The 14,760-nt window shown below is 41.7% G+C and carries 11 protein-coding genes; 1 reads left to right on the plus strand and 10 read right to left on the minus strand.

The annotated features are described in order from the left end of the window. Nucleotides 1-112: 112 nt before the first annotated feature. The 6 genes from pepT to NFR51_RS05325 form a co-directional block, all read right to left on the minus strand. On the minus strand, nt 113-1,360 hold the full coding sequence (gene pepT / locus NFR51_RS05300; RefSeq protein WP_251712686.1) for a peptidase T: 1,248 nt from the start codon (nt 1,358-1,360) through the stop codon (nt 113-115). 2 nt (nt 1,361-1,362) lie between these two features. After that, a complete protein-coding gene (locus NFR51_RS05305; protein ID WP_251712687.1) occupies nt 1,363-2,127 on the minus strand; it encodes a DUF1803 domain-containing protein in 765 nt (254 codons plus the stop codon). After that, nucleotides 2,127-3,071: a manganese-dependent inorganic pyrophosphatase gene (locus NFR51_RS05310; protein ID WP_251712689.1), complete on the minus strand. Its 945-nt coding sequence runs from the start codon at nt 3,069-3,071 to the stop codon at nt 2,127-2,129. The genes NFR51_RS05305 and NFR51_RS05310 overlap by 1 nt, the downstream gene beginning before the upstream one ends. A 141-nt stretch (nt 3,072-3,212) precedes the next feature. Further along, the gene (gene pflA, locus NFR51_RS05315; RefSeq protein WP_251712691.1) at nt 3,213-4,007 is read right to left on the minus strand and encodes a pyruvate formate-lyase-activating protein; all 795 of its coding nucleotides are present in this window, start codon (nt 4,005-4,007) and stop codon (nt 3,213-3,215) included. A gap of 263 nt (nt 4,008-4,270) precedes the next feature. Then, a complete protein-coding gene (locus NFR51_RS05320) occupies nt 4,271-5,599 on the minus strand; it encodes a hemolysin family protein (RefSeq protein WP_202231374.1) in 1,329 nt (442 codons plus the stop codon). 48 nt (nt 5,600-5,647) lie between these two features. Next, nucleotides 5,648-6,766, minus strand: coding sequence for an AI-2E family transporter (locus NFR51_RS05325; protein WP_251712693.1), 1,119 nt, complete (start codon nt 6,764-6,766; stop codon nt 5,648-5,650). Between the two features lie 107 nt (nt 6,767-6,873). Here NFR51_RS05325 and NFR51_RS05330 point away from each other — a divergent pair, with 107 nt between their 5' ends. Further along, complete coding sequence (locus NFR51_RS05330) at nt 6,874-7,326, plus strand: GNAT family N-acetyltransferase (protein ID WP_251712695.1); 453 nt, start codon at nt 6,874-6,876, stop codon at nt 7,324-7,326. A 73-nt stretch (nt 7,327-7,399) separates the two neighbouring features. Here NFR51_RS05330 and NFR51_RS05335 read toward each other — a convergent pair whose 3' ends face one another. The 4 genes from NFR51_RS05335 to NFR51_RS05350 all read right to left on the minus strand — a co-directional run bounded on the left by NFR51_RS05335 (nt 7,400) and on the right by NFR51_RS05350 (nt 14,488). Then, nucleotides 7,400-7,984: a uracil-DNA glycosylase family protein gene (locus NFR51_RS05335; RefSeq protein ID WP_251712697.1), complete on the minus strand. Its 585-nt coding sequence runs from the start codon at nt 7,982-7,984 to the stop codon at nt 7,400-7,402. Between the two features lie 4 nt (nt 7,985-7,988). Further along, entirely contained in the window at nt 7,989-8,876 is an 888-nt protein-coding gene (gene rsmA, locus NFR51_RS05340; RefSeq protein ID WP_251712699.1) for a 16S rRNA (adenine(1518)-N(6)/adenine(1519)-N(6))-dimethyltransferase RsmA, read from the minus strand. Nucleotides 8,877-9,120: 244 nt separating this feature from the next. Then, nucleotides 9,121-10,797 carry a hypothetical protein gene (locus NFR51_RS05345; RefSeq protein ID WP_251712701.1) on the minus strand — a complete coding sequence of 559 codons (1,677 nt, stop codon included), beginning with the start codon at nt 10,795-10,797 and terminating at the stop codon, nt 9,121-9,123. Between the two features lie 277 nt (nt 10,798-11,074). Further along, a complete protein-coding gene (locus NFR51_RS05350; RefSeq protein WP_251712703.1) occupies nt 11,075-14,488 on the minus strand; it encodes a pyruvate carboxylase in 3,414 nt (1,137 codons plus the stop codon). Nucleotides 14,489-14,760 lie beyond the last annotated feature (272 nt).

Raw genomic sequence — 14,760 nt, forward strand, 5'->3', positions numbered from 1 at the left:
AACAGGTCGCCCGAAGGCGACTTGTTCTTTAATTTATAAGGAAGGTAAAAGTTCATAAAAAACAAACTTATTGGAAAGGCTTTCCTATAAGCCCTAAGACTATTTTAGCATATTATTCTTTATTTTTCAAGATATTATTAAGTTTCAGCATCTCTAAAAGAACATCTACAGCTTTTTCCATTGTTTGCAGACTTACAAACTCAAAACGCCCGTGCATGTTTTCTCCACCAGCAAAAATGTTTGGTGTTGGCAATCCCATGAAGGAAATTTTAGAACCATCTGTCCCACCACGGACAGGCTCAATTTTTGGTTCAATCCCCAAGTTCTTCATCGCTTCTTCTGCAAGGTCGATGATGGACATGTCTTTTTCAATGACTTTAGCCATATTGTAATATTGGTCTTTGATTGTTGCTTTTACACGCTCTGAACCAAGTTGAGCATTCATCTTGTCCGCAATATCTTGCATCAATGCTTTACGTGCATTAAACTTATCTTCATCATGGTCACGGATGATATACTGTGCACGTGCTTCTTCAACAGTACCGTCCAGTTTCAAAAGATGGAAGAAGCCTTCTCGTCCTTCTGTTTTTTCTGGACGATCAAAGTCCGGTAATTGTGTATGGTAATCTATTGCCAACTGCAAGGCGTTGACCATAGTATTCTTAGCTGTACCGGGATGAACATTTTTACCTTGGAACTCCAAGACAGCACCAGCAGCTGAGAATGTTTCATATTCCAACTCACCGAGTGGACCACCATCCACTGTATAAGCAAAGTCAACATTGAAGTCTTCAACGTCAAAGCGGTCAGCTCCTGTTCCGATTTCTTCATCAGGACCAAAACCGATGCGTATCTCGCCGTGTTCAAACTCAGGGTTGACATTAATCAAATAGTCTGCTAACGTCATAATTTCAGCAATACCCGCTTTGTCATCAGCACCTAACAAGGTTGTACCATCAGTATGAATGAGGGTTTGCCCCTTATAGTTTTTCAAGTTAGGAAATTCAGCTGGATCAAGTTTAAAACCAGACTCTCCTAGTTCAATAACAGACTCCCCATCGTAGTTTTCAAGGATCTGTGGATTGACACCTTCTGCATTGAAATCTGCCGTATCCATGTGGGCAATCAAACCAATTTTACGCACATTTTTATCTGTTGTTGCTGGAATAGTACCCACCACATAGCCGTTTGACTCAAGATAATGAACATCTTGAATACCGATGGCACGCATTTCATCTGCCATCTTGTGTGCAAAATCAACAAGAGCTGGAACTGACGGCACAGTTGTTGAATTTTCATCTGAGCGTGTGTTCACTTTGACATAGTCAAGGAAACGGGGTAACAATTTTTCGTATTTCATTTTTATCCTCCTATGGAAATGAAGTTATTTAATACTTTTGTCTGTTGAATTTGAGCAGCAATGAAGTCTTGAGCTTGGTTGAAACGGACTTCTTCAAGCTGAACTGCCTCATCAAACTTCAGATGAGTTTTATAGGTGTTTTCGCCCAGCGCCTCAATATATCCGTATTTCTCCAAAACTCTGATAAAAATATCTGGACGCGCTTTGACAATAGATTTACGGGTAAATTTGAGCAAAAAACTTGTCATGTACTTTAGGGCGTACTCTGGATTAACATCCCCCATAATCTGATAAACTTCGCCCTCCAGTACCGTCAATGGTAAATCATTTGCCAGTTTATAAAAATAGTTGAATAAATTATCGGTCGTCAAATCATATTGGCTAGAAAAATGTAAGCAAATCGCATTCGTCTGGTTTTTCAAACTTTGCTGGATAATTGACTGATTAAGCCTTCTTTCCAGTTGACTTCCCGCCTCTACAAAGAAAGGTTCTTTATAGGTATAAATAGCTGGTGGCATTGGTTTTAAAGTCAAATCAAAATCATCATCCCTAAAAACTTTAAAATTATTGCCATAACGCTTATCGCTACGCCAGATAAAATTGGCCGCAATAAAACTGTCCAGTTGACGATCTATGTTCTTTATTTCTTCAAAATCTTTATGGATTTGGCGCAAGGTTACATCTTCATGCAGCTCCAAATAGTTAATCAGTTTTAAGAAAAAAGGCTGACGTGTCAGCCTATTTTTATTAAAAACGTGAATAGGCATTATTTGTTGAACTCTTCTGTTAGTTGCGGCACAACTTGCTTTTTACGTGAAACAGCCCCAGCTAAGAAAGCATGGTCGTCTTCAAGTGTAAAGTGGAAAGCTGCCTCAACCTTATCTTTGTGGCTACCGATTTCGACAATTTCTGAGTTAGAATTTACGATATCTGTAATCATGAAGACAAAGTCATCATAATGTTCAACTTCCATCGCTTTCTTGATGGCAACTTTGACATCATGTAAGCGAGAAAGCACATCTTGAATTTCAACTGTATTGACTTGAGCGATACGGATACGACTGCCGTTAAGTTCAAAGGTCTTCGCATCAATATCAATGAGTTCTTCTGCTGATTTGTTATCCAAGTTTGTCCCAGCTTTGAGCATGGCCAACCCATATTCTTGGAGATCAACACCAGCAATTTTTGCCAATTCTTCTGCAACTTTGTGGTCAGTCGCATGTGTTGTTGGTGATTTCAAAAGTAATGTGTCTGAAATCAGGCCTGAAAGCAAGAGTCCAGCCACTTCACGTGGTATTTCCACACCTGCTTCAAGGAACTTGCGGTAAACGATAGATGAAGCTGATCCAACAGGTTCAATCGTCATGAACAAAGGTGAAGCTGTATTAAAGTTAGCCACACGGTGGTGATCCACAACACCAAAGATGTTTAAAGAAGCGATATCTGCGATTGATTGTTGAAATTCATTGTGATCCGTCAAGATAACTGTGTCCACACCTTCATCAGCTGCTGATGTTACCACGCGTGGTGCTTCAACACCAAAATAATCCAAAGCAAATTGTGTTTCTTCATTTGGTGTACCCAAAGCCACACACTCTGTATTCAAAGCACCGACTGGGCGGTGGTTGCTCAAGTATGAAAAACCATAAGAGGATGCAATTGCATCTGTGTCAGGTTTTTGGTGACCAAAGACGAGAATTTTATCCGACATTTCTGTACCTCATTTTTATATTTATGTTTTTCTCATTATACCAAAAAAAGAGAATTTACGCACACTTTCAAAGCATCTCACCTGCTACTTTTCTTATTTTTTGAATAAAAATAAAACTTAAAAGCTGGGCCTTTAAGTTTTTTATTTGATTCTCTGTAAGTAATCTTGATATGTTTCTGTCTTCATGAGTTCTTTGGCATTGGCTACACGCTCTTTTGTTGGTGGTTTTACTCCAGCAAGGGGGTATTTCCAACCTAATTCACGCCATTTGAACTCCCCCATCGTGTGATAAGGCAAGATTTCAAATTTGAGTACATTATCTAGAGTTTTAACAAACTCACCCAGCTTTTCCAGATCCTCATCAATATCTGTTTCTCCAGGAACAAGAACGTGACGAATCCACATGGCTTGTCCTTTATCTGAGAGGTAACGGGCGAATTCTAGAATGTTTTCGTTAGGATGTCCAGTCAAGGCTTTGTGACGTTTGGAATCGATTTCTTTTAAATCAAGCAAAACAAGGTCTGTCACTTCAAGAAGGTCATCTATCCGAGAGGTAATATACTCATCTGTCCTAAATGGACGGGCTGATGTATCTAGAGTTGTGTGAATTCCCAGACTTTTGGCGCATTGGAAAAGAGCGATAACGAAGTCAATCTGCATCATAGCCTCACCACCAGAGACGGTGATGCCTCCTTTCTCTCCCCAGAAGCCTCGGAAACGTAAAGCCTCTTCCATCACATCTTCTACTGTACGTGTGGTGGCTTTTTCGTTTTTCAAGGCCCAAGTATCAGGGTTATGACAATATTTGCAACGCATCTGACATCCTTGCATAAAAACAATAAAACGGACGCCAGGACCATCAACAGAACCAAAAGACTCTGTAGAATGAACCAAGCCTGTTACTTTTTTTGCTTCTTCAATATTTATATCTGTCATGAGTTTTTCCTCTTTTTCGGTATGCTTTTATCATACCTCAAATCTTACTTATTATCAAATGCTTTTCCATAAGACCAGCCACAATAATCAGCGACTGCCATAAATGGCACAAAAAAGCATCCGTCATGTGAGCCAAATGTTCTTTCCCCTTCATACTCTTTACTGTATCTTCTACTTTTACCTCTTGCTCATCGTTTTAAAAAAGTTCGTAAAAGCAAAAAAAGAACGGATTATCGAGTCCCGTTCTTTTTTCGTTTACAGCTTTACTCAGAGGGCTCCATATCAAACTCTACCCGAAGTTTCAATACACGATTTCCATCTACTTCAAGACTAGTCAAGGAGAAATGATCCTCATCATTGTCGATTTCACACATCACTTGCTGCCCTTTCTCAGGAATCTGCCCTGTTTCTGAAAGGAAGAAACCGGCCATCGTATCCACATCATTATTGACTAAATGTGTGCCAAACTCGTCGTTGAAGTCATTGATTGTCATTTTCCCTTGCACAACATACATGTTTTCACCAATCTTGTAAACATCTGTTTCAGCAACGTCTGTTTCATCCTCAATTTCACCAACGATTTCCTCAATCAAATCTTCCAGAGTAACGATACCTTCAACGCCACCGTATTCGTTAAGCAAAATCGCCATTTGGTTTTGCGTATTACGCATCTGCAGCATCAAGTCATCCACAAACACTGTTTCAGGGACAAACAACGGTTCTTGCAGCATTTCACGGAAATTAATGTTATCAAAGCCGTCCGCAAAGCCCCGGGCCAAGAGACGTTTTGTATGAATAATTCCTAAGATGTTGTCTTTATCGTCATCATAAACTGGGACGCGCGAGTAGGACTCGCTGAGCATTTTCTCGATATTTTCCCGTGGCTCATCATTGATATCAATCATAAAGGCATCTGTACGAGGGACCATGATTTCACGCGCCACAAGCTCGTCAAGACTGAAAACACCTGTAATCATTTCACGCTCTGAATCATCCAACGCTGTTTCATCTGTGTGAACGAGATATTCGATTTCATCACGTGTCATATCATCATCACTGCTATCAAATTTGATAGGAAAAACACGCGCCAAGCCATTGATAGTAATCGTCAAGAGCCAGATAAAGGGTTTTAAAACAACACCTATACTCATCAAGGGGCGAACCATTTTTAAAGCTGCCTTTTCCTTAAGCGCTTGCGCAATACGTTTAGGGAAAAGCTCACCAAACACGATTGTAAAGAAAGTCAAAATAACCAAGATAATGATTTTACTCAATGTTTGCGCGAAGCTTGTATCCCCAAACAATGGTGCAAGCTGTGCAGCTAGAGTATCAGCCAAACTTGCACCTGCAAAGATGTTCAAGAAAGTAATCCCAACTTGAATCGTCGACAAGAAATGTGTCGGATTATCAACTACACGCAGTAAATACTGATATTTACTGTCTCCTTCACTCGCTTTTTGTTCCACGCGTGAACGTGATAAAGAAACGAGCGCCATCTCACTTGCTGAGAAAAATGCGTTCAAAGCAGTAAGAAAAACAAGTAACAAAATCTGTAAAATTACCGAGCTACTCTCGGGGTCAGGGTGTGCCATTTTTACTCCTATTTTTTCGTAATATGAAGATTATTATACCATAATTTATTATTTTGAAATAATTTTTTTCTTTTGCTGTTCACGATGATTGTGCCATAGACCAGCAAGGAATTTCACAATCTCTTTGACCAGTGAATAAACAGGGACAGCAATAATCATACCTAGAATACCATATAAACTTCCAGATACCAGCATCAAAACCATGACTGTCACAGGATGGACTTTCACAGCATTCCCTACTATTTTTGGATAAACGAGATTGCCGTCAATCTGTTGAAGGACCAAAACATAAGTTACTGCGAGAACAGCTGTCCAAGGTTGAGTAAAGGCCAAAGTAAAGATAACAGGTATTACACCGATATAAGGTCCAGCATACGGGATGAGGTTTGTAATTGCTGAAAAACTTGCAAACAAGAAAGCATAAGGGATGCCAAAGAGCATGTAACCAACAAAGACAAAGATGAAAACCAGCAGCGAGTCTAAAGCCACGCCAGAGATATAACGAGAAATCGTTGCATTCATCTTCTCTAACAGTTCGATGATGCCGAGCGGATCTTCTCTAAAAATCGTCTCCTTTAGAGTAGGAAGCAGTTTTTCACCGTCTTTAAGCATGTAGTAAAGCAAGATTGGAACTAGGATAGCAACCATAACCACAGATGAAATGATGCTTACAATGCTCCCCAAGCTTCCTGTCAAATTCTGAAGCAGTTTGTTTAAAATATCTGTATAAGACAGATTGATATTGCTAACTATACTGTCAATGTCTAACTGACGATAAAAGGCAGAAAAACGTGGGTCACTTTGCAAGGAAGCAATCCAGTCACGGAGCTCAGGAACAGCTCTTGAGCTGGCGTTAATCAAGCTGGTCAGCTGAGAAACAACATTTGGAATGATTGAAGCAACACTCCAAATCACAATTCCCAGTAAGCTAAGCAGAACAATCAAAATTGCAAAGAAACGCTTGATTTTCCAGCGTTTCTCCATAAAAATAACCACCGGCTTGAAAATATAATAAAGAAAGCCAGCTATAATAAATGGAATGAAAAGCAAAGCTAAAAGAGTTTGGATGGGTTGGAAGAGAAAGTCCAGTTGCATAAGCATAAAAATAAGCAGCGTCACTGCTAATATCTCAACCGTCCAGAAAAATAATTTACTGTTTTTAAACATAATATCTACCTAAAGATGAAAAGAGACCCTTTCTTTCTTTTTAAAGTTATTTATATTATAATTGAAATAAGATTTTTACGCAAATTCAAGATTTTGAGAGGAAATTTATGCAAATCAAGCAAACTCGTGACACCATGTCTGAAATATACTGTGAGGCGTTACGCATCCGTAATACTGTTTTTGTTAAGGAACAGGGTGTCCCTTTTGAACTGGAGGTTGGTAGTCCCGTTGACGAAGCGCATTCGGTTCATTTTGTAGGTTATGAAGCTGGCAAGGCCTTGGCTACCGTTCGTCTTTTGGTCGATCCTAGCGATAAAACACATGCTCTGGTACAGCGCATGGCTGTTTTAAAAGAAGCACGGGGTAAAGGCTACGCGAACGCCCTCTTGCAACAGCTGCTTGAATTTTCAAAAAAATCTGGTATTACTCTTTTGACCCTTCACGCCCAACTCAGTGCAAAAGAACTCTATGAAAAATTTGGCTTTGAAGTTCAGGGTGAAATTTTTAAGGAGGCAGGTATTGACCATATCACAATGACGTATGATAAATTTGCTGAGTAGAAAAAAAGAAACCCTCGTGTGTACTTCTAAAGGGTGTCCCTTTTGCTTTTATTAAAACACTAAACTTCTCGTCCTAGGTGTCGAGGAGTTTTTTTACTCTTGTTTGCAGTTCTGGCACTACTTCTACCTCAAACCAAGGGTTCTTGCGTAACCAGATATTGTTCCGGGGGGAAGGATGGACGATCGGGAAGTAGTGTGGCAAATACTTTCTAAAATCACGAATCGCATCTGTGGCCCGCATCTTTCTTGGTAAATGCAGGTAATAAGTAATGGCATAGGAACCGATCAAAATAATAAGTTCAAGTTCAGGCATTTCGTCAATCAGTAATTTGTGCCACTTTTCAGCAAAGCCTTTGCGTGGCGGCAAATCTCCAAACTTTCCCTTACCCGGAAAATAAAAATCCATGGGTAAGATAGCCAGCTTGTCTGAACTATAAAATGTCTCATAAGAAATCCCCAGCCAGTCACGAAGACGCTCTCCTGAGTGATCGTTCCAGAAAAGATGACTTTCCTGCGCTTGTCTCCCTGGTGCTTGACCAACAATGAGAATTTTTGCCTCTGGATGAACAGAGTAAAGAGGATCAATCCCCTGCTCTGTATAGGCCGCGTTTTGTGGGTCATCTTTTATAGCTTGAAAAATATTCGATAGCTTGTCCATCAGTTTAACCTTCTTTCAGTGGGAGTAGAGCATCCGCTAAACGAGCAAATTCGGGGATTGAAAGTGCTTCTGCACGAATACTTGGAGAAATATCCGCTTGCGCGAGCAGTTCTAGAATTTGCGTTTTTTTGTCTTTGCCAAAGGCAGATTGCAGATTGTTTATTAAAGTCTTACGGCGGTGGACAAAAGCGCTATGCATTGTATTGAAAAAGAAATCCTCATCCTTAACAACAACCAGTGGTTGTGCACGTCGGGTCATTTTTAAAATGGCCGAGTCCACATTAGGAGCAGGTACAAAGACTGTTCGGGGTACTGTGAATGCCACTTTGGCTTCCATGTAATACTGCACTGCTATCGAAAGCGAACCGTAAGCTTTTGTACTTGGTCGAGCTGCAATGCGGTCAGCCACTTCCTTTTGCATCATAACTACATATTCTGTAAAGGGAACCTTCGACTCAATCAAATGCATGAGAATCGGCGTTGTGATGTAGTAAGGAAGATTAGCCACAACTTTTATAGGCAAGTTAGGATTTTTAAAGTGCTTTATGTGTTCCTGAATATCTACTTTTAAAATATCTGCGTTCACCAGTTGAAAATTATCGTAAGATGCCAGAGTTTCTTGCAAAATCGGAATCAAGCTTTTATCAATTTCAAAAGCCATGACTTCCGCCGCTTCTTCAAGCAAATACTGAGTTAGAGAGCCAATACCTGGTCCAATCTCAATCACATTCACTTGTTTAGAGAGCTCTGCCGTTGCTGTAATTTTTTCCAAAATATTATGGTCAGTCAGGAAGTTTTGACCAAATTTTTTCTTAAAATTAAAGTTATGTCGGCGCAAAATATCTTGCGTGCGTATAACATTGGAGATACGGTCTAAGTTTGAAGTTGTCATAACCTTATTATAGCAGAAAAACAGGGAAACTGTTTCTCAATACAGTCCTTCCGAACAGTAATTGCTTTCTTTTTAGCTTCACTCAATCGGAATATTTTGTCAATGAAGTCTTGTTCGGTTTAAGAAAAACGAGAGCTGTCTCGTAAAATGAAATAAACTTAAAAACAGAACAAGCAAAAAGCACTCAGACTGTCGCATGCAAAAATGCTACCTTGAGTGATTTTTTGTTTTGTATATTTATTTCTTAGTTGGAAGAGTTGATGATGAGGGCGGGACGGACACCACCATAGTCATCACTCGTTGTTCCTGGGAAAGTGCCGTGCAAGTTACCTCTAAATCCTCCCCAACGTATAGTCCAAGCAGATTCACCATGACCTGCAGTACGCAATGACCACCATGTATTATGTCCACCTACACGCCCTGCATGATGAGGAAAACCTCGCCCTTCACCTGACAACCGGATAACATCCGCAAGAGAAAGAGAGAAAGCTTGTGGTACACCCTCCGCTTGATTGACAGTAGTCACATCTGCCCGAGCCACATCCACCTCTGGATGAGGCTCATCCCAATTAGTAGGTAACCAACGGACATAAGGACCTCCTTCCGGCCAAGACACAACAGCAAACCTTAACCTAGGTACTTCATCGGCTATTGACACAGGAGCAACCATATCTTTAACAGCTTGAGTAAGAGATTGATTATAAAAGTCTTCTAAAACTGTTGCTTGCTCTACGAAGCTCGTATTGCGTATCGCCTCATTCCGGATAATCATATGATTCCCAGAACCCATGTTTTCAAGGTAGCGGTACTGCTCTCCTGCCATGGTAAAGATACGACCCGGGCGCATGGTCGAAAAGTCAAAGGCTGCTGGTGCACTGTCTTCATTAGGCAGTGGGTTCGGTCCGTCATCGTACATCACTCCGTTCTGGATACCACGGAGAAGGTCTGCCAGTTCTGCATGGTGTTGCTCCCCATCATTGAGGAACTCCTCATGCTGGTCAGGACTGACTAAGCCACTCTCAACATGAATCCCATAGTAGTAAAAGCCGTTAAAAACCTTGTCCTCAATGGCAGCTGTCATCTCCGCTGCATCAAGCAGGTAAGAGCTGGCTTGCCCACTGTTCAGTCTGTTGGCCCAGTAAGCCCAACCCGTGTTGTGGTCAACCACCCAGAAGTTGCCTATCTTGTCTTCGTTAGGTAAGTTGCTCCACTGGTTCATGGTCATTGGGGCACGGTCTTGTGGGAGGTTTTGGGCAGTTTGGTTGGTCACTTCTTCTCCCGGCCAGATTGGACCACTGTTGTCAAAGTTTTCGTTTGCTGACCAGTAAGCATCAATACCGTCTCCCGGGTGTGTCGCGCCGTCTGTGACCGCATCTGTAGCACCGTTCCCTTCAATCCAGTCCCGCGCATGTCCTGCCGCTGCTGTTCTTAAATCCAGGTTGTCATGGTTGAAGGTGGGCATATACCATGGAGCATCTTGACCTGAACGTTCCCAACCAAAGATGAGGCTGGCATACTGGTCAAAGGCGTTTGAGGCATTGCTATTTTCACGGTCATTGATATTGCCTGCACTTGGAATCCATGTGGTCCAGTTTTCTACATCGTCACGGCTGGTCCCTGCGATCAAGGGCGTGAAGTCCGTTTCGTCACGTTGTCGGGTTTCGAGGAACTCGGACAGGCGTATCCGGGCCATGATTGGCCGTTCGCCGTAGTTTTCCACGAAGACGTCCTTGTTTTCGGTGTCTCGGTTGTAGTAGTCGTGGACACGGCCACCGACATTGATGTCCACTTCATTCAGCCGGTCATTGATGGCCCGCTGGTTGAAGGCTTGGAAGGCGAAGGTGCCGCCTACCAAGAGCAATAAGAGGGACAGGAGCGCGAGGTTGCGCAGCCGCCGATGGTTTTTCTTTTCTGGTGTCATAAACTCCTCCTTTGACGTAACCTGTACTTTTATATTTTCATTACATATACATTTCTAATGTTACGTTTACTTTCTGAGTCTATAGTATAAAAAAAAAAAAAAGGTCAAATGAAATGAGTGTTTGATGAGAAAACAGGCGTTCAACTCATCTCGTCGCAATAAACGAATTCACTCATCTTCTGAAATAGTTGAGCATAAAAAAAGACCTCCATGTGATAGATTTTGAAATCTGTCCCATGAAAGTCTGGTATTTAGATGTTGCTCGGTTAAATTTTTATTAGACTAATTCGATAAGGAGGTCCTTGGTTTGTATGGCTTCGCCAGAAACGACATGGATAGCTTTGACCTTAGCATCAAACGGTGCTTCGATCGTTGTCTCCATCTTCATCGCTTCAGTAACCATAAGTGCTTGTCCCTTTTTAACTTGTTCACCTTCCTTAACCAAGATATCTAAAACAGAACCAGGCATCGTTGCACCTATCTGATGAAAGTCTGCACTATCTGCTTTACGTTTCGCTACAACTTGTGTCTTAATGGAATGATCATTGACACTAATCTCTCTTCTTTGACCGTTGAGGTTGAAGAAGAGTACACGGTTTCCAGAGATATCTGGTTCACCAATCTCATCGAGGCGGATAATCAAAGTTTTTCCTTTTTCTATCTGTACCTCAATCTGTTCACCCATACGCATACCATGCAAGAAAGTTTCGGTGTCAAGCAAGGTGACGGAGCCAAAAGCATCCTGCATTTTTTGGTAATCCAAGAAAACTTGCGGATACATGATGTAACTCAAAACCTCATGTTCTTCCGCTGGATAGCCCAACTTTTCTGACAGCTCTTGCTGGACTTGAGCAAAGTCGACCGCTGGAGCATGGAGGCCTGGACGGTCTGTCAATGCCTTTTTATTTTTCAAGATAAGAGATTGTAACTTTTCTGGGAAGCCGCCCACGGGTTGACCAATATCTCCTCGGAAGAAAGATACAACTGACTCAGGGAAACTCAGCTCCTCTCCCCTCGCATAGACATCTTCTTCAGTGAGGTCATTTTGTACCATAAAGAGCGCCATATCTCCAACAACTTTTGAACTTGGTGTAACCTTGATAATATCACCAAACATCATATTCACTGTGCTATACATAGCCTTGACTTCATCAAAACGTGCTTCAAGTCCTACAGCAGCAGCTTGTGCCTTAAGATTGGTGTATTGTCCCCCTGGCATTTCGTGCCTATAAACTTCCGTCTTAGGGCTAGTAATCCCTGCTTCAAAAGGCGCGTAGTACCGGCGTGTGTCTTCCCAATAATGGTCAATCTGTTCTGCATTAGCAATATTGAGCGCCGCATGACGTCCCCCATGTTCCAAGGCATAGTAAAGTGATTGCATGGATGGCTGGGAGGTACCACCAGCAAGTGAAGCCGTAGCCACATCCACAATATCGACACCTGCTTTAATAGCACCTGAATAGGTGATAATTCCGTTTCCTGCTGTATCATGCGTATGCAGATGAATCGGTAAATCTACTGTTTCTTTTAACTCTGATATAAGAGCATAAGCAGCTTGGGGTTTCAACACGCCAGCCATATCCTTGATTGCTAAGATATGTGCACCCGTAGCTTCCAGCTCTTTGGCCAAGTCTTTGTAATATTTTATATCATATTTGGGACGTGTCTTATCTAAGATATCACCTGTATAACAGATGGTCGCTTCCGCTATCTTTCCTGTATCTCGCACAGTTTGAATGGACTTTTCCATCTGCGGTAGCCAGTTGAGACTGTCAAAGATACGGAAAACGTCAATACCTTCTGCTGCTGCTTTGCGGATAAACTCCTGAATGACGTTATCTGGATAATTTTGATAGCCGACAGCGTTTGAACCACGGAATAACATCTGGAAAAGTGTATTGGGCATTTGTTCACGAAGTTTTCGCAGGCGATACCAAGGAGATTCATTCAAGAAACGGTAGGCTACATCAAAGGTCGCGCCGCCCCACATCTCAACAGAGAACAAGTCAGAAAGCCCTTGGTCAACAGCTGTCGCGATGCCTTTCATGTCTTGAAGGCGTAAGCGCGTTGCTAAAAGACTTTGGTGAGCGTCACGAAAAGTTGTATCTGTAAGAAGCACTTCGTCGGAAGCTTTGACAAAGTCAACCACTGCTTCAGCTCCCTCTTGATCAAGAATATGTTTAGTCGTTGGACGGTCAGACTGCTCAATTTTAGGCTGTCTTGCTTGGTCAAAATAACGCTTTTCTGTTTTATCAATTCCCGGAAAACCATTGACTGTAATATTCGAGATATACTTCAAGATTTTTGTTCCACGGTTACGTTTGTGTGAGAAGTTAAAAAGCTGAGGTGTAGTGTCAATGAAGGTTGTTGTCGCTTGACCGCTCGTAAATTGTTCATCTTCAATCACATTTTCCAAGAAAGGTATATTTGTTTTCACACCACGAATTCGGAACTCTCTTAATACACGCTGCATCTTATGTACAGCATCTTCAAAATTAGTCGCATGTGTACATACCTTTACGAGGAGACTGTCAAAATAGGGTGTCACTTCGTAGCCAGCATAAGCATTCCCCACATCTAAGCGCACACCAAAACCACCTGGTGAACGATAGGTATTGATTTTACCCGTATCTGGGAGAAAGTTATTTTCAGGGTCTTCAGTTGTAATACGACATTGAAGAGCCGCGCCTAAACATGGAATTGCTTCTTGTGCTGGGATTTTAATGTCACGGTGAATATCTTTAGCTTGTGCGATTAAGATTTGTGCTATGACAATATCAACGCCTGTAATCATCTCCGTAACCGTATGTTCAACTTGTACACGTGGATTTACTTCGATAAAGTAAAATTCCTCATCTTTTACCAAAAACTCGACTGTACCTGCGTTGACATAGCCGACTGCTTTACAAAGTTGGACAGCTGCCTGACAAATCTCCTCACGAAATTCTGGCCTTAGCCCTACTGCTGGAGCAATTTCAATAACTTTTTGATTTCGGCGTTGTACAGAACAATCTCGCTCGTGGAGGTGAACAATATTGCCATGCGTATCTCCCAAAATCTGTACTTCGATATGCTTCGGATTTTCAATATATTTTTCAACATAAATTTCTGCTGATCCAAAAGCTGTTTGGGCTTCTGACTTGGCACGCACATAACCGTCACGCATTTCTTCATCGTTGCGAGCAACACGCATTCCACGTCCGCCGCCACCGAGAGCTGCTTTTATCATGACAGGGTAACCATAGGTTTCAGCAAAGGCAAGGGCCCCATCCAAATCGACAGCGCCATCAGTCCCTGGAATACCTTGAATTTGTGCCAAATCCGCTGCTTTCTTAGCTTTAATTTTATCGCCAAAAATATCCAAGTGTTTTAAATCTGGCCCCACAAAAACCAAGCCAGCTTCACGGACTTTTGTCGCAAATTCTAAGTTTTCAGAAAGCAAACCGTATCCTGGGTGAATTGCATCCGCTCCTGCATCTAGAGCAATACGAATAATATCATCCGCATCAAGGTAAGCATCTATCGGTTTTTTACCTTGTCCGACTAAGTATGCTTCGTCTGCTTTGAAACGGTGTACAGAGTACTCATCTTCTTTTGCATAGATGGCCACAGTGGACAATCCCAGTTCATTACAGGCACGAAAAACACGGATGGCAATTTCACCACGGTTGGCAACGAGCAATTTTTTCATATAATCCCCTATCTTTAATTCCCTATATGTTGTGTTGTGTGTTGTTTAATATGGTTGATGATATTTTATAGCCTCTAAAGTACTATTTTACCCCACACGCCATGACATTACAAGTATGTTACGTCTTGCCGTAAGAAAAATGATGTATTTCTCGCTGAGGAAAGCGTAAAAATCTGGCAAATGTCTTATCGAGAAAGCTTTTGAACGCCTCGTTTCCGAACGTTACGGACATAGAGGGTTATAAAACATCAGCAACCAAATTAAGAATTTTC

The organism is Lactococcus ileimucosae, from assembly GCF_943193185.1.
Lineage (GTDB): Bacteria > Bacillota > Bacilli > Lactobacillales > Streptococcaceae > Lactococcus > Lactococcus ileimucosae.